Source organism: Ornithinibacillus sp. FSL M8-0202 (assembly GCF_037975285.1).
GTDB lineage: Bacteria > Bacillota > Bacilli > Bacillales > Amphibacillaceae > Ornithinibacillus > Ornithinibacillus massiliensis.
In genome coordinates, this window is record NZ_CP150248.1 from 2,067,430 (window position 1) to 2,084,097 (window position 16,668).

At 38.3% G+C, this 16,668-nt stretch carries 15 protein-coding genes; 9 read left to right on the forward strand and 6 right to left on the reverse strand.

What is annotated here, in order from left to right; genetic code table 11:
* Nucleotides 1–33: 33 nt before the first annotated feature.
* From MKY78_RS10785 to MKY78_RS10810, 6 genes are all read left to right on the forward strand, one after another.
* Entirely contained in the window at nt 34–936 is a 903-nt protein-coding gene (locus MKY78_RS10785) for an EamA family transporter (RefSeq protein WP_339212477.1), read from the forward strand.
* Nucleotides 937–1,269: 333 nt separating this feature from the next.
* Nucleotides 1,270–2,058 (forward strand): MerR family transcriptional regulator, encoded by a 789-nt coding sequence (locus MKY78_RS10790; RefSeq protein WP_339212480.1) that lies wholly within the window; start codon nt 1,270–1,272, stop codon nt 2,056–2,058.
* Nucleotides 2,059–2,158: 100 nt separating this feature from the next.
* Nucleotides 2,159–2,956 carry a type II CAAX endopeptidase family protein gene (locus MKY78_RS10795; protein WP_339212482.1) on the forward strand — a complete coding sequence of 266 codons (798 nt, stop codon included), beginning with the start codon at nt 2,159–2,161 and terminating at the stop codon, nt 2,954–2,956.
* A gap of 179 nt (nt 2,957–3,135) precedes the next feature.
* Nucleotides 3,136–4,407, forward strand: a complete 1,272-nt coding sequence (locus tag MKY78_RS10800) for a DUF5068 domain-containing protein (protein WP_339212485.1) — start codon at nt 3,136–3,138, stop codon at nt 4,405–4,407.
* Nucleotides 4,408–4,922: 515 nt separating this feature from the next.
* Entirely contained in the window at nt 4,923–5,423 is a 501-nt protein-coding gene (gene queF / locus MKY78_RS10805) for a preQ(1) synthase (protein WP_339212488.1), read from the forward strand.
* Between the two features lie 21 nt (nt 5,424–5,444).
* Nucleotides 5,445–5,999, forward strand: coding sequence for a VUT family protein (locus tag MKY78_RS10810; protein WP_339212490.1), 555 nt, complete (start codon nt 5,445–5,447; stop codon nt 5,997–5,999).
* A 131-nt stretch (nt 6,000–6,130) separates the two neighbouring features.
* On the opposite strand, the gene MKY78_RS10815 is transcribed toward MKY78_RS10810, so the two are convergent.
* The 6 genes from MKY78_RS10815 to MKY78_RS10840 all read right to left on the reverse strand — a co-directional run bounded on the left by MKY78_RS10815 (nt 6,131) and on the right by MKY78_RS10840 (nt 12,976).
* Complete coding sequence (locus MKY78_RS10815) at nt 6,131–7,789, reverse strand: IS1182 family transposase (protein WP_339212493.1); 1,659 nt, start codon at nt 7,787–7,789, stop codon at nt 6,131–6,133.
* A 201-nt stretch (nt 7,790–7,990) separates the two neighbouring features.
* Complete coding sequence (locus tag MKY78_RS10820) at nt 7,991–9,280, reverse strand: MFS transporter (RefSeq protein ID WP_339212495.1); 1,290 nt, start codon at nt 9,278–9,280, stop codon at nt 7,991–7,993.
* Between the two features lie 154 nt (nt 9,281–9,434).
* The gene (locus tag MKY78_RS10825) at nt 9,435–10,091 is read right to left on the reverse strand and encodes a hypothetical protein (RefSeq protein ID WP_339212497.1); all 657 of its coding nucleotides are present in this window, start codon (nt 10,089–10,091) and stop codon (nt 9,435–9,437) included.
* Nucleotides 10,092–10,207: 116 nt separating this feature from the next.
* Nucleotides 10,208–10,627: a MarR family transcriptional regulator gene (locus MKY78_RS10830; RefSeq protein ID WP_186868005.1), complete on the reverse strand. Its 420-nt coding sequence runs from the start codon at nt 10,625–10,627 to the stop codon at nt 10,208–10,210.
* Nucleotides 10,628–10,733: 106 nt separating this feature from the next.
* The gene (locus tag MKY78_RS10835; protein ID WP_186868006.1) at nt 10,734–11,348 is read right to left on the reverse strand and encodes a DUF2306 domain-containing protein; all 615 of its coding nucleotides are present in this window, start codon (nt 11,346–11,348) and stop codon (nt 10,734–10,736) included.
* A 623-nt stretch (nt 11,349–11,971) separates the two neighbouring features.
* Nucleotides 11,972–12,976 (reverse strand): DJ-1/PfpI family protein, encoded by a 1,005-nt coding sequence (locus MKY78_RS10840; protein WP_339212503.1) that lies wholly within the window; start codon nt 12,974–12,976, stop codon nt 11,972–11,974.
* A gap of 184 nt (nt 12,977–13,160) precedes the next feature.
* On the opposite strand from MKY78_RS10840, the gene MKY78_RS10845 reads away from it, so the two are divergent.
* Genes MKY78_RS10845 through MKY78_RS10855 form a run of 3 tightly spaced genes read left to right on the forward strand, consistent with a single transcriptional unit; the run spans nt 13,161 to nt 16,620 of the window.
* On the forward strand, nt 13,161–13,844 hold the full coding sequence (locus MKY78_RS10845; RefSeq protein ID WP_186868007.1) for a response regulator transcription factor: 684 nt from the start codon (nt 13,161–13,163) through the stop codon (nt 13,842–13,844).
* 1 nt (nt 13,845) lies between these two features.
* Nucleotides 13,846–15,174 carry a HAMP domain-containing sensor histidine kinase gene (locus MKY78_RS10850; RefSeq protein ID WP_339212508.1) on the forward strand — a complete coding sequence of 443 codons (1,329 nt, stop codon included), beginning with the start codon at nt 13,846–13,848 and terminating at the stop codon, nt 15,172–15,174.
* A 48-nt stretch (nt 15,175–15,222) separates the two neighbouring features.
* A complete protein-coding gene (locus MKY78_RS10855) occupies nt 15,223–16,620 on the forward strand; it encodes a polysaccharide deacetylase family protein (RefSeq protein WP_339212510.1) in 1,398 nt (465 codons plus the stop codon).
* Nucleotides 16,621–16,668: the final 48 nt, after the last annotated feature.

A 16,668-nucleotide genomic window follows, 5' to 3' on the forward strand; every position in this document is an offset into this window, starting at 1 on the left:
GTTTACTATTCTTTTTTTGTTGAGGTGAGCAAAATGACAGGGAAGTTACCTCCTTTTTTGATATTATTGGCTGCGATTCTGTGGGGGACAACAGGAACATCACAAGCGCTTGCCCCAGATTCCGCCCATCCGATAGCGATTGGGGCTACTCGTTTAGCGGTAGGAGGGGTATTTTTATTACTAATAGTTCTCCTAACTGGTAAATGGAATGTCAGGAACTGGCCAATTAAGCCGACACTAATAGCGGCTTTATGTATGGCCTTGTATCAACCTTTATTTTTCTCAGCTGTTACATTAACTGGGGTGGCTATAGGGACTGTAGTAGCGATTGGGAGTGCCCCTATTTTATCTGGATTTTTAGAATGGGTTTATCGTAGAAAACGTCCACCTATGATTTGGTGGTGTTCTACATTGCTCTCTATCTTCGGCTGTCTTTTGTTATTTATGAATAAAGACGCTGTTCAAGTGGACCCGGTGGGATTATTCTTGGCATTGGGTGCGGGGTTATCATTTGCAGGATATACGCTAGTAAGTAGGGAGCTAGTAGCAAAATACTCTTCTATATCTGTAGTGGCAATTGTATTTACCCTTAGTGGGATTTTGTTATCGCCATTTTTGTTTGTGTTTGATATGTCCTGGCTAGCAAGTTCTCGCGGTGTTGTAGTCAGTCTTCATCTGGGCATCGTGGCAACAGGAATAGCCTATTTATTATTTGCCAAAGGGCTTACCCATGTATCCTCCTCTACCGCTGTTACCCTATCGTTGGCCGAGCCGCTAACAGCTGCATTATTAGGCGTCTTTATCGTAGGGGAGACGTTAAGCCTTATCTCGTGGGTAGGGATGATCCTTTTACTTATTGGAATCGGGATATTAATAAGGTCGGAGAAATCGAATGGAGAAATGGAACTTAATGAGCAGAAAAGTATGAGTGGTTGAAGCATAGCTAGACATGAAGTCCCTTTACAAAATAGCGTAAGGGGGCTAATTTTTGTATTCCATAACTAATCAACCTATTACAGCAAGATTTGGTTAATCAACCAGTCTGCCAAAAAGGAGCAACATGAAAAATGAACTCTCCTAACCAATGGGTAACTTTAATAGGCGTATAAATATCAAGTTTGCGAACATCCTGAAAGCGGGACTACTCAGGGAATAATGGTGAATGACCAAGACATTATTTATAATAAGTGTAGAGGTCTATTTTTTAATAAAAATGTTTCTGTGATAAAGGTAAGTCTATTCTTACAGCCGATTTACAGGGGGTGAATTATGTATACCATTGGTCAAGTTGCTAAATTTTTGGGAGTTTCTAGGGATACATTAAAGTATTATGAGGAAAAAGGTTTGGTTAAACCGGAGCATGATGCTCATAATGGGTATAGAAAATATAATGAATATGATATTCAGGACGTTATTACAACCAATTTTTATAGAGAAATTGATATCGAGATTAAGAAAATCCAAGAGATACGGCAGAATATGAGTGTAGTCGATTTAGAAAGTATATTAGAGGAGAAGGAAGAACAAATAGTTGAGGAACTTGAATATAAGAGTCTTCTTTTAAAAAAGATTAGATCGGTGAAAGAAGCTTGTAATAAAATTAACAATCATTTAGGAAAGTATACGATTAAAGAGATGGGACCATTAGAAGTAGTGGGCAACATAACGGATTATAAAGCTTACAATGAATATGAAATGTTAAAAATTAATACAGAGGAGAAAGCTGTTACGTTAAAGAGTGCAAGACGTGTTATCTATTTTGATCAAAAGGGAATGAAAGAAGATCACTTTGTTATTGTTAGAGAGATGGGAGATCCAGAACATAATGATAACGGTGGTATCCTTTATCATCCGCAATGTATGTATATGGTAATCGAAAACGGCAGAGCGGTGGATGGTGGGGAAAGTATGGACCAAGAAGTAGGAGAAAGGCTTTTAAAGATAGCACGTGAAAATGGGTATGAATTAGCTGGTGTAACGTATATCAATATATTATTGACTACATATGTAGATGGTCTAGAGCGTGTGTTTTTAGAAGTGTACACCCCTTTAAAATAAATCGTAAATGGTCTTGAGCTGGGGGTAACCCACAGGTTTAAAATGATGATTAGTAATGGATGACTCCATTATTAATGAATTGTTTTAAAGGAGTGGCTTTATGAAAAAGAAAAAACCAGTCAAGAGACCATTGATACGTTTTATTATCTTAAGCTATGTTATATTTTTTGTGATTTTTATCGTTATTGGCATAAGTATGCTATTGGGGGTTCCTAATAGTATAACCAACCTTCTACAAGTTATCGCTGCATGGTCTTCAACCTTTGCTTTTATGATATTGTTTAAGAGAATTCAACAAGAAGTAAGTTTAATAGCGTTTATAAAAAAACAATTTGCTGAAAGAATAAGGCCTTCTGTATTGATTAATGTAGTAAGTATACAAGTTTTAATCCTCTTTGTAGCTATTATAGTACTATCCAATATACAGGGTACACTAGCGTTTTCCTTTACGAGCTTCGGACTATTGCTCATTGCTTTTATCGACAGTTTAGTACGGGGACCTTTAGGTGAGGAGTTAGGTTGGAGAGGATATGCTTTAAGTGAATTACAAAAAAAGTACTCTCCATTATTATCTGCCATCATAATAGGGTTTTTGTGGGGATTTTGGCATACCCCACTATGGTTTGCCTCAGGTTATACTGGGATGAATTTAATCAAGTACATAGTGCTTTTTATGATTGGGATTGTATCTATTTCCATTATGATGACGTTATTCTTCAATCTGAATAAGAACCTTGTAATCCCTATTGTCATTCATCAATTGTTTAATTTCTCTCTTGTGGTCATTCCGGGGGAGGTATTAGACGTTTTACTATATATAATGCCTTGTTATGTTATAGTCGCATTACTATTAATTGTTATAAATCCTAGAAAGATCTTATATGGTAGGGATCTATAGGCTATTCATTAGGTTCAATTAAATATTCCTTGCTCTGCGAAGGTTCGTTCTAAAGTAATGTGACTTGAGACTTAGTATTGTAGTATTCTTCCATATAAATTAATCCTTTCTCCTCATATTACTAAAAAGCCTAATATGTTACACTGTTACCAGTTTGAAATCTTGGAGGTTGGAAAATATTGGGTAGAATATGGATGGTTCTTGTCACTATGATGCTAGCATTATTTATTTTAAGTGGATGTGGAAGTGGCGAGAAAGAGACAGCTAATGATAATGAAGATGTTTCAAAGGAAGATAATGAAGAGGTTGACGACGAGGAAGTTCAAGAAGATGAACCAGAGGAAGAAGCGGAATCAGAAGAAACGAATCGAGCGGCTACTGGTGATTTTGCAGAATTAATTACTTATATGGAGGATAAAACAGAAGGAACGGCGAATGTACTTTATGAAAATAAGGAATCACAAGTACATGAATTGGACGGTGTTACGGTTTCATTGGATGCCTATACACTGGTTGAATTAAATGATTTCCACACTAATTTCGATATTCCTTTCAATGATGAGACCGATGGTGGTGTCATTATTGCACAATATACCGTGACGAATGAGCTGGATCAAGATGTATATTATATGCCTACTTTTTATCTGTCATTTACTGGTGCGGATAAGGCTTATAACAATTATAAAGAGCTGCTTCCAGAAGAAGAACAGCTGCCAGAAAAATTATCACCGTCAAATGATTACACCTTAAAAGCTGGTGAATCTGTAACTGGTTATTACGCTTATCCATTCGGTAAGTCCCATTTACAGCAAGCATTAGATGTAGGGACTGTGGCTATAGACGTTCCAGCTGCTGAAGCGGAAAAAGGAGACTTCGGTAATCCGATTGGAAAGGAAGGCAAATTTAAACTTAGCTTAAATGAAGAAGGCGCTGAAAAGGTAGCTGCCAATGAAGCCTTTTATAAGGATAAGGTAACTACTGACGATATGGGTGAGAAGAAGATGCTGAAGGAAGAGTCTGATATTGGAGAAAGTGAACAGTTAGGAGATGTAACGGTTACACTAGAGGGATATCAGATTACTGAATTCACACCTAATGAAGTAGAAGCACCACGCTTTACTGACTTTAATAATGGAATCGTATTGCTGACAGCTAAATTCGATCTTGATAATCAAGGTTCAGAGCCTATTAATCTATCATCAATGAGTTCAAAGCTAATTGTAAACGATGGAAGTCAGTACATTCTCGATCAAGGGATGCTACTTAATTATCGGTATGGTGATGTGATTGAAACTGGCGATTCTGGTGAATATCTGCAAATATATACATTAGACAAAGAGCAGTATGAAAAAATTTGGAAAGATAAACCTATTGAATTAGAATTCGGCCCTATCCGGGGTGAGGAAGCAAAAGATATATCCAAAGGAAAAACAGCTACTTTTGAGCTATAATTGTTTTACCTTTTGATACGTTCATATAGAGGTTGGGACAAAACGAAAACAAAGGTAATAAAAAACGAACTATCACCACATTAGCACCGGAAATATACGGAGACTCCTGTGGGAGGAAAGGCATCGGTGAGACCCCGGAAGAGCGTTAGCTCTGAGGAGGCTCACCAGCCGCCCACGGAAAGCGTAGTATATTTCCGGGGCGGGTCTGATGCGCTAACTTTCATGTTCGGTTTATCCTATGTTAGAAATAGTTTTGTCCCAACCTCTTTTCGTCTCCTTAAGGAAAGGAATAAGGCAAATGGTTGCCTAATAAAATAGAGATTGACATGTGCACAAGGAGTTGTATAATAAAGAAATCAATTGCATACCCGAACGGGAGAGGTTCCTAGCTTAAACCCTCTATAAAAAACTATGGATTGCTATGTCCATAAGGGCATAGTTTTTTCTTTTTTTAATAGATTAATGCTATGGCCTCTCTTGTGAAGTGGTAACAAACTTTACGAGGAGGTTTTTTTATGTCACCAAGAACCAATAAGGAAGGATTAGACGAATTACATTTACTAGGGAATCAAAATACGAATTATCCCTCTGATTATGCACCGGAGGTATTAGAGTCTGTAGACAATCTGCATGCTAACCGAGATTATTTCGTAAAGTTCAATTGTCCGGAATTTACTAGTCTATGCCCAATTACTGGCCAACCAGATTTCGCGACCATGTATATTTCTTATATACCAGATAAGAAGATTGTAGAGAGTAAGTCATTGAAATTATATTTGTTTAGTTTTCGAAATCATGGCGACTTCCACGAGGATTGCGTGAATATCATTATGAACGATCTAATCGAGCTGTTAGATCCACGCTATATCGAAGTGTGGGGCAAATTCACACCTCGTGGCGGTATATCCATTGATCCATGGTGTAATTATGGCAAGCCAGGTACTAAATATGAAGAAATGGCGAATTATCGTTTAATGAATCACGATCTCAATCCAGAAAAAATCGATAACCGGTAATCATAAGAAGGGGAATAAGACATGAGAATATTTTTATATTTACTATCCATTGTCGTTGCTAATGTGATAACGGCAAAATTTGCGCCTCTAGTACTTGGCGTGTTTATAATACCAATGGGAACGTTGTTTATTGGTGCAACCTTCATTCTACGTGACCTTGTGCAAATGCGACACGGTAGAAAGAAGACATACATGATTATATTTACTGCATTAATTATATCTGGAATCGTCTCCTATCTGTTAGGGGATACCTTAATGATTGTAGCAGCATCTGCACTTTCATTTATTGTGGCAGAAACCGCAGACACCGAGATATATACGAGGCTGAAGCTACCGATACCATGGCGTGTGTTCTATAGTGGGCTAGTAGGAGGGTTCCTCGATTCGGTTGTCTTTATCGTGATTGGATTAAGCCCAATTGGTGCGAATATTTTACCATGGGCAGCAATACCGGGCGCCATCGCTGGACAAATTATGGCAAAGACGTTGGTTCAAATGATTGGAGCACTTATTTTGAATCAGGTTTATCAAATAAGAGGGAAGAGAATTACGAAAAACAGCTACAAACTATCTTAAAATCATGCTGACGGATTGGAACTATTATTTAAGATAGAAGAAATGATTGCATCATCATGTGCTTTTTTTAGTAAGCTTGAACTTTCATAAGCGCCCGTTGATATAATATAGAAAACGAGGCTGGGACAAAACTAGCCAGAAAGTAATAAAAAACTGGTTCTAAGCGATTGAAAATTGCTTGGAACCAGTTTTTTGAAATCATTTCCATTTCCTAAACTAGATTTACCCATTTTGGCGGTATACTTCCTCAAGTTTACCGCCATAAGCGCAAATCCTAATTCATTTATCACTTTCTCTTTTCCTCTAACAGACATTCGAGTGAAACCCAAATTAGCCTTCAGAAATCCGAAGACTGGCTCCACATCGATTTTACGTTTACCGTAAATTTCACCAGTTTTCTCGTCTGAAAGCTTCTCCCTGACGTATTCTTTTTGAGATTCCCACTTTTCATTGAGATATACTTTTCGATTGTTTCCCTCTTTCGCCTTTGTACACATGGAGCGTAAAGGGCATCCGGAACAATCTTCGCATTCATAGACTTTAAATTCGCGTTTAAATCCGTATTTGTCGGTTCGATGGGACACATGGCTGAATAATAATTTCTTTCCATTCGGACAAATGAATGCATCATCCTCTTCATTGTATTCCCAATTGTCTACATGAAAAGCATTGTTTTTGTGTTTTCTTTTCTTCTCCTTTCGATACTGATTATATGTAATAAGAGGTGTTCTATTTCTATTATTCATAATATCTTCATAGTTTTGTTCACTACCATACCCTGCGTCTGCCACGATATATTTAGGTAGTTCAAAGAAGCGTTCTTCAATCGTATTCAAAAAGGGAATCAACGTACGGGTGTCGGTTGGATTTGGAAACACATCATAAGCGAGCGCATATTGGCCTTCCGTCGCAACTTGAATATTATATCCAGCCTTCAGTTGTCCGTTTCCCATATAGTCATCTTTCATCCGCATAAATGTGGCATCATGATCTGTTTTTGAGTAACTATGGCGGTCTTCAAAAATCTCCATATCCTTTTGATAATTTTGTTTACGCTCAATAAAATCTTCAAATTGCTTACGATATTGTTTTGGTGCTTTTCGCTCGGAACGAAGCTGTTTCCGCTCAACACCAACGTCACTCGCTTCAATTTCCTTGTCGTATGCTTCAATTTTTTCACTCAGTTTTTCCACAATTTCTTTCATTTCTTCAACCGAAAGCTCTTCGAAATCGTCCCGTTCTATTTCAGGAATGATTCGCTTCTCAATTAACTCATCGTACATTGGATTGGACTTTTCAATTAGTTTTTCACTATAATTTTCAACCGATTTTCGCCATACAAATGTGAATTTATTCGCATTGGCTTCAATCTTTGTGCCATCAATAAAAATAGCCTCTTCTTCAATTACTTCTTCCTTTACCAACTGAGATCGAAACTGTACAAAGCACTCACGTAATAACCCTTTCGCTAATGGGTGCACACGAAAGCGATTAATCGTTCTGTAACTTGGTTGATGCTCCTGAGATAACCACATCATTCGTACACTATCTTCTAATAAGGCTTCAATCTTCCTGCCCGAAAAGGCAGACTGCGTATAACCACAAAGGATAATTTTCAACATCATCCGCGAAGCATATGGCGGACGACCTGTATCTTTTCTAAGTGGTTCAAGAGCACTTTCTGGAATACTTTCTACTAAATCATTAATGGCAAAGGCAATGTCATTTTCTTTTAATCTAACTTCCAAATCCATAGGTAATACAACTTGTTTCATGTTATAATACGACATAAGGACACCTCCGAAAAAAGTTATTGGTCGTACTTTAATTTTATCAGATGGTGTCCTTTTTGTTTACTTTAATATCAGAAAATTGCGTGCAAAAAATAATAAGCATGGTCCTTACCGTTAAAACGTTGGTAAGGACCATGCTTATATTAATTTACTGGGGTTTTGTCCCAGCCTCATTTTTTTGCCCATTATGTTTACAACTTAAGAAACATTCAGGTTACCATTTTGTTCATTTAATAATTTCTTATCAGAAGGAACAAAGGCTAACACAATTGCTCCAATAATAAATAATACGATTAGGCTCAAGACACCTGCATTCGATTTTCCTGTCATTTGGGTTGTAACCCCCATTAAAACAGGACCTGTAACAGAAGCGAACTTACCAAAGATATTATAGAAACCGAAGAATTCATTAGATTTATGCTTCGGAATTAGCTTAGCATAGTACGATCTACTTAATGCTTGTAAGCCACCTTGTGATGTAGCAACAAGCATGGCCAGGATCCAGAAATCAAGTGCTGTTTCAAGGAAGTAGCCGTATATACATACGATGATATAGATGAAAACACCAATATTTAACATAAGCTTTGCAGAAAATCGGTCAGCTAATCTACCATATAGAATGGCAAAAGGAGCTGCCACGATTTGAGTGACAAACAGGACAACTAATAGAACCGTTGCACTCAATCCTACATCAGTTCCGTATGCTGTCGACATGGAAATAATCGTTCCGACACCATCTATGTAGAAAAAGTAAGCAATTAGAAATATCGTTAAGTGCTTATATTGTCTAATGGATGTAACCGTTTCCTTCAGACGACGGAAGCTTGTACGAATCGGGTTTGGTTCCCGCTTAATTCCATGTATTTGTTTAACGTTTTTAATCATTGGAATAGAAAATATCGCCCACCAGATTACGGCGATAAAAAATGCAATTTTACTAGCCGTTGTACTGGATATTGGAATAATCCCTTCTTGGGCTAACAAGATAATGGCAATACTAATTAAAAATGGAATAGCTCCACCAATATAGCCGTATCCAAAGCCCCTTGCCGATACCTTATTCATCCGTTTATTATCGGTCACGTCAATTATGAAGGCATCATAAAAAAGATTTGCTCCTGTTAATCCAAGTGAAGCCAATGTGAAGAGGATAAGTAATAGTAACCATTCTCCCTCTGGTACGAAGATTAACGAAAAGGTAGAGATAAGTCCTAACAATAAAAAGCTAACAAAAAACCTCTTTTTATAACCTTCATAATCTGCTATAGTTCCTAATACTGGGCCAATCATGGCTAAAATAAATGTGAAAATCGCAATGGTATAACCCAAGTATGCTGTTGAATCTGCCGCCTCTACCCCCGCTGCTGTTGCTTGTGCTTTATAAAAAATGGGGAAGATCGCGGTAGTAATAATCATGGAAAAAGCATTACTTGCCCAATCATAATACATCCAACTCGTTTCTTGCTTCGTAAATTTTCTTTTCATCATTTCACCATCCCTTAATTCTATTTTATATAATATATTCCATAGAATAATAGGAAAAGCATAAAAATTTACAAAAATTTTGCAATAAAGTATAGCTATAAAAAATAAGGCATAACTGGAGACTTGCATGTGAGGTGTCGACTCTAGTACCAGCAAACTATTGTTTATGTATTTGTTCAACCTTTGATGTTGGATGGAGGGTATAAGAATCGGAGTAGCTCATGTGTCTAATATGACAATTAGGTCCTATTTGAATTGTCCTTCCTTTAATTGAATTGGCGATTGTTGAATGAAGCTTTACATCCTCGCCTACAATAGCGGAACAAATTAATTGTTTTTTATGAATGAACCATCCCCTCTTTTCTAAGTCTACTTCTATGTGCTTCCCTTGAAGCGTTTCAATTTTGCTTTTACCAGTTAAAGCTATGGAGATGTAGTTGGATTTGACAATAGCTGCTTTAACAACACCTTTAGCCACAAAGTGATCTGCGGTAATCTCCTGCTTGACTGATAGTATCCCACTACTCTGGATCGTCATAGCTGTTCCTTCGGTTAACGTGAGGGATCCGATATTGGTAATCTCGTCAGCGTGTAATGATTGAAAGGTAGAGACCCCTTTTGAATTTAGTTTGCCGACGGTTGTATGGGATTGAAATGTTGCACTACCTAAAATAAATAAACTCTCAGACTCTAGTTCCTGCTGACATGTAACTGCCCCATTTATCCGTATCAAGGCGTAATCTAGTAACCTTTCTCTAATCACACCACTTGTTTTGGTCAACTTTTTGAAGCGGTTAGAAGCTTTGTTATCCAAGAAAATCCCCCTTTTCTAAATTGTTTTAATAAGTATATATTTTAATGATTAAAATATATACTTATTAAATATAGAAGTCAATAAAAAATACCCTTAAGATTTACTTAAGAGCATGTTTAGGTAATGGTAGACATTAATTTATTTACTTGTACTAGTGTTGTTGCTATTTTTTCTATTTCTTTTTCAGGGAATTTCTTAAATAATTCCCTTATCTTCTGTTCGCCTTGGGGAGTGAGGACCATTTTTACAATACGGCGATCCATTGGGTCCTTAGTTCGTTCAATATAGGATTGCTTCTCTAGCTTATCACACATTGCTGTTACTGCCCCTGGTGTAACATGAAAAAATTCTGCAATATCCGTAGCCTTCATTCCATCCTGTTTCTTCAGCTGGAACAATAACACTAACTGGGATTGGGTAAGCTGTTCACCCAACGTGATTCGATTGACAAATTGTTGGGACTGCTTCTGGATATCGATTATTTCTTCTATAATATAGTGAATAAGGTCGCTGTTTTGGAGATTATCGTTTATCATGCTATCCCACCTAAATTATTTCATTTAGTAAAATATATAGGTGATATAATAAGTTGTCAATTCTTATCTTTTTACCGGCGCATGATCAGATGAACTGTTATATCCATTATAAAAAGATCCTCTTCCTAATAAAAATTTCTGCCAAAAGTAAATTAAGAATCCAACATGACCACACTGCTATAGTATAAGAAAGGCTATACGGGATATTCATGATCGTATGCAAAATGAGTACGACTATATAAATAGTCATATTGGCAAATGTAAGAAAGAAGCTCCGAGTCATCCATGTACTGTGTAAGCTAACTTTTTTCCTTTTAATATTCCAATAGGCTAACACGGTTGTATAAAGCCATAGCGAATTCAAAATAAGAAAGCCAACCGTGCTAATCCATCCCCCAGTAGCAAAGAAAGAGACATAGATTCCTGGTATGAAGTTTAATAGAATCGATATGACATATATCCGCCCATTCCAACGGTGAACCTGAATGGATGTACGACGTATTTTCTTGAGCACGCCAATAGGCCCAGTAAGAAGGGAGATAATTGCCAGGAAAATATGCATACGAATCATGAGCAGCCACAGTGATTCATTGGTTAGAATGTCATCCTTCCTAGCAAGGAACTTCTCAAACGTAGGGTCAACCATGAAATTCTTTGAAAACGTATGGAAGACCCACATGATTGGAATGATGAAAACAATAGTAAGAATGAATTTCCTCATAAATAACTCCTCCGAAACTTAAAAAGATGTATGGCGATTAGTCATGATGAAAATGGTCTCCGTGATCAATAGGGTAACAGAGAACTCTGTCAGTGCCCTTATTCCGCATTTCGTGATTATTTAGGTAACAGAGGAATCCTCTCAGTGCCCTTATTCCGTTAATCGTGATTATTTAGGTAACAGAGAAGCTCTATCAGTGCCCTTATTCCGCTTTTCGTGATTATTTAGGTAACAGAGGAATCCTCTCAGTGCCCTTATTCCGTTAATCGTGATTATTTAGGTAACAGAGAAGCTCTATCAGTGCCCTTATTCCGCTTTTCGTGATTATTTAGGTAACAGAGGAATCCTCTCAGTGCCCTTATTCCGTTAATCGTGATCATTTGGGTAACAGAGAAGCTCTATCAGTGCCCTTATTCCGTTAATCGTGATTATTTAGGTAACAGAGAAGCTCTCTCCGTCCTCTTTTCCAGTCATCCGTAATCATTTGGTAACATAGGCCCCTCTCCGTTCCCTTGTCTGAGACCGCGCGTTAGTTAGTACAAAAGGAAGAGCGAAGAAAGTCCCTAAGAATAATGGTTAAGGATATGGGTAAATACGAGAATAGAATACATCTGTCCACCCTTCTAGGAAACAAGCTTTCCAACTAATTTAGATGATGGAAGCATTCCGGCCTTGACGATGCCACGCATTTTATCCCCTTTTACGGTAACGATAAATGTTAAGGTAAGCCGTATTGGTTTAGTCACTTTCATTGTCCATGTTAGGGAATCCCCGTCTAATACGGGGTTATCAAGTGTTACGACTTCTTCACCTTGTTTGGCTGTACCAACTATACGATTATTCTCCATCTTTAAATCTAATAGGACGTTCATTTTACCAACAGGTGTGGATATCGTTGTATCCCATAGCCCTTGAAAATCTATTCCATCTCCTGATTGTGTAGAAGATGTTTCTTTGGGTAATTCCGATTGATCTCCTTGTTGTTGTACTATCGGAGTATCTCCCTCGGCCTTCCAAATCGTTCCTCTACGTTCATACTCAAACAACTGCTCTACGGCGTGTGCTATACGTGGACCTAACTCGCTTTCTACTAAATAAAGAGCAAGGTCCAATCCCGAAGTAACCCCGCCAGCTGTAATAAGGTTTTGATCGGCTACGACACGCGCATGTATTGGAATCGCACCTGTCGCTCCTAAAAGCTTCATTCCTAAATGATGGGTAACCGCGTGACGCCCTTCTAGTAAACCAGCCATTGCTAGGATGAGAGAACCACCACAAACGGTCGCTAACACAACATCAGGGTTCTCCATCGCCCCCTCTAAAAGTCTAGGTAAATCGGTCTCAGTTGCTTGTTGTAATTTTGCCGGTATCGAATCCGTACCGGTAGTATCAAGTGTTCCAGAAGCACCAGGGACGACAATAATTCCTTTTTGATTAATATCAAGCTTAGCGCTTGCTTGAAGTACTACTTGGTTATCTCCGCTTGGGATGGTACGCTTCCCCTCAGCGGAAACAAAGGCTACCGAAATGGGCTTGTCTGTGTACAAGGCAGCAGAAGTAAAGACTTCATACGGGGCTATTGCGTCTAATAAATCAAATCCATCGAATAAAACAATTTGAACATGCATGTGTATTCCTCCTAATTTAAAGTTGTCTTTCCAAGGAGAATGATAAACTTAAAGCTTCTCAAATAATGCTACATAAGTATCACAAAACTATCACAAAACGAGGAACTAGCTTGTCGCTAATGAGAAACGTGATACACTGAATTTAGACTAGTAGTAGGGCTTTTTTAGAAAAGGCGGGATTTTAATGAACGAAACATATACGGTATTAGTTGTAGATGATGACCATCATATTGTGGAGCTGTTGCGGGATTTCTTAGAGGTGGACGGATTTAATGTGAAAACGGCAAATAATGGAGCACAAGCATTGGCAGTTTTAAAACAGGGAACGATTGATTGTCTCATTCTAGATGTTATGATGCCTGGGCTAAATGGTTTTGAATTATGCAGACAAATTCGTGAAGAAAGTGATGTTCCGATTCTGTTTTTGAGTGCTCGCGGTGATGACGTAGATAAAATTCGCGGCTTATCCCTAGGTGGCGACGACTATATTGTAAAGACTGCCTCTCCAGGTGAAATTGTTGCCAGAGTAAAGGCGGTGCTGCGTAGATCTAGTCAAGGGGAAAAGAATATGAAGGTATTGGATTATGGTCGACTTACCATTCATTTATCAACAAGAGAAGTCATGATTGAAGGGAAAAAAATCTCGTTAACGCCGAAGGAATATGACCTGCTACGACTATTTGCAGAGCATCCAAAATTTGTATTTTCCTATGAGCAATTATTAGAGAAGTTTTGGGAAGGAATTGGCGATAAGCACACCGTACGGGTCCATATTAGTCGACTTCGGGAAAAAATTGAAGCCGATCCTAATCAGCCAGAATTTATCACGAATGAATGGGGCATCGGCTATCGCTTTAAAGGAGAATAACATGAAAACGATACGGATTCGGACCTTTACTATACTTAGTTGTACGTTCTTAACAATAGTGCCATGGGTGTTCTTTGTTACAGCGCATGTAATGGAAACAAAATCATTTCGTTTCGACATTAAAGAAGAACAAAAGAATCAATTGGAGCAAACGATTCAACTAGTAGAAGAAAATAAAGCGAATTGGACGAGTCCTGTATGGCAGGATCAGTTCAATCAACATTTAAAGGAAAATAAGATCGATGTATCTATCCAATCAGCATCAGACGATGTTATTTTTGAATCAAGCTCCTACCAGGACCGCTCCTCCAGGAAGTCTGAACAAGTTACGGTTATGGAGGATGGTCAGATTGTCGGAAGGTTTTACGTCTCCTATGCGAATACACGAATGAATCAAACTATTGCCGCGGTATTGGGCTTTGTCATAGCGTTACTGCTAAGCGCGCTCGCCTTACGTAAATTTATTTTGAAACCGCTAGAAGGGATGGGCTCAGGTGCAAGACAAATTGCAGAGGGAGACTTAGATGTTGAATTGCCAAAGTCTATCGTGACAGAGATAGCAGATGTGCGCGATGGATTTAATGTTATGGTGGAAGGTTTGAAAAAATCATTTCGTAAGCAGGCAGAATTAGATGAGAATCGTCGTTTTGTCATTGCTGCAGTAGCCCATGACTTCCGAACACCATTATTTGCCCTACGTGGTTATTTAGATGGACTTGAACATGGGATAGCAGATTCTCCAGAAAAAAGAGCAAAGTATCTCGCCGTATGTAAAGAAAAGTCCGCACAGCTAGACCGTTTAGTAGAGGATTTATTCACTTATACGAAGACAGAAATCAGTGAAATGGAACTTAAGAAAGACAAGGTTAACCTAGCGCAAGTAGTCGAACATGCCATTGATACGCTTACTCCAAGTGCAAAGGATAAGAATATCACCATGATGAGGACAGGGGTAGGGGGAGGTGTCGTAGTTACAGGTGATGCGCATTTGTTAGAACGAGCAATAACCAATATATTGGATAATGCAGTTCGGCACACACCTCCTCATGGCAAAATCACCATCCATCTGGAACAAGCAAATCAACAAGTAATCTTTACTGTACGTGATACTGGAGTGGGATTCACTGAAGAGGAATTGAAGCATGCATTTGACCCGCTATTTCGTGGGGAAAAATCAAGGAATGCTTTGAGTGGAGGGGCTGGACTAGGACTAACCATCTCACAGAGGATTATTAGGCTCCACGGTGGAGAACTAACCATAACCAATCATGCAACTGGCGGGGCGATTGTAAAAGGTTCGTTATCGTGGTATTGTGAACCCATTCTATGAGGCGTATAATAGGAAGAGTTTACAACAAGAATTAGAAGGTGCTAATAAATGAGACAGAAACTAGTTTATTTCGTATTACCGATTATGTTAATCGTAGGTATTGTGTTATTCTTCGTCTTTTCCAGTAATGATTCTGATTCAGACACATCAGAAAAGCAAGGCGCGAAGGAAACTGAAACGGAACAACCCGCCTATCCTGGCGTTAATATCATAACAGAAGTGTTAGAAGAGGAAGCATATCATCTTGCCATCCATTATCCCGAATTTGAAGACAAGCAGTTAAATAAGATAATGAATGATTATGTATCCAAATCAAAGCAAGAATTTCTCCAAGAGGTAGAGGATACAGAGGAGCTTTCTCAAGGTCATAATGCCTCCTTCTATTTATCCTTTGACATTTACCCAGTGGTGGAAAACGTGTATTCCATTGTATTTACAAAGGAAAGTTATTTTGGTGGGGCAAACAGTATGCAAATATCTAAAATATTTATAACGGATATAGAGAACAACCAATTTATCGACCAAAGCAATATCATAAAGGATACGGGAGAAAGTAGAGAAGAAATTTACCAGAAGTTACTGCATGCATTTAAAATTAATGAAGCATACAGTCCGTTCTTTTTTGAAGAAGAACTACAAAAATGGATTGATGATGAAAATAATACGTTCTCTAATGTATACCTGACGGATGAGTCCATTGTCTTTAAGTTTGATAAGTATGAGGTTACGGCAGGTGCTGCGGGCACTCCGGAAATTGCTATACCATTAGTAGAAATGCAAGATTTACTGACCGATGAGTGGAAAGAACGGTTAGATGTTCCAAACCAGACAGCAGAAGATTCTGAACCAGCAAAACCAAACGAAGAGCAAGGATTAGAACAGGAAGTACCGGCTGGAAAAAAGCGAGTTGCTCTTACATTTGACGATGGACCACATCCAAGTAATACACAGGAGATTTTGAAGTTGTTAGATGAACATCAGGCAAAGGCTACCTTTTTCATGCTTGGAAATAGAGCGGTTTTCTATCCTGACATCGTCAAGGAAGTGGCTGCGAAAGGACATGAGATTGGAAATCACACATGGAGCCATAAGGATTTAACAACATTAAGCAATGAGGAGATTAGGGAGGAGTTCCAGCAGACCAATGACGCAATTCTAAGTGTACTAGGCGTTTCACCAACTGCATTTCGACCACCATATGGGGCGATTAATGACCAAGTGACTGATGTAATCGGAATTCCATCTACGTTATGGACCATCGATACATTAGATTGGAAATCACATGATCCCGATCAGGTTCTAAGCATTGTGAAGGAAAATGTACAGGATGGATCGATCATTTTAATGCATGATATTCATGCAACCACAGTAGAAGCGGTGGAACTCGTGTTAGATTTCTTAGAGGCAGAGGGCTATGCGTTTGTTACGGTTTCTGATATCAATTAACTATCTTTCTAATAAAAAATAATTCAGTAGGGTAAGTGATTTTCATCA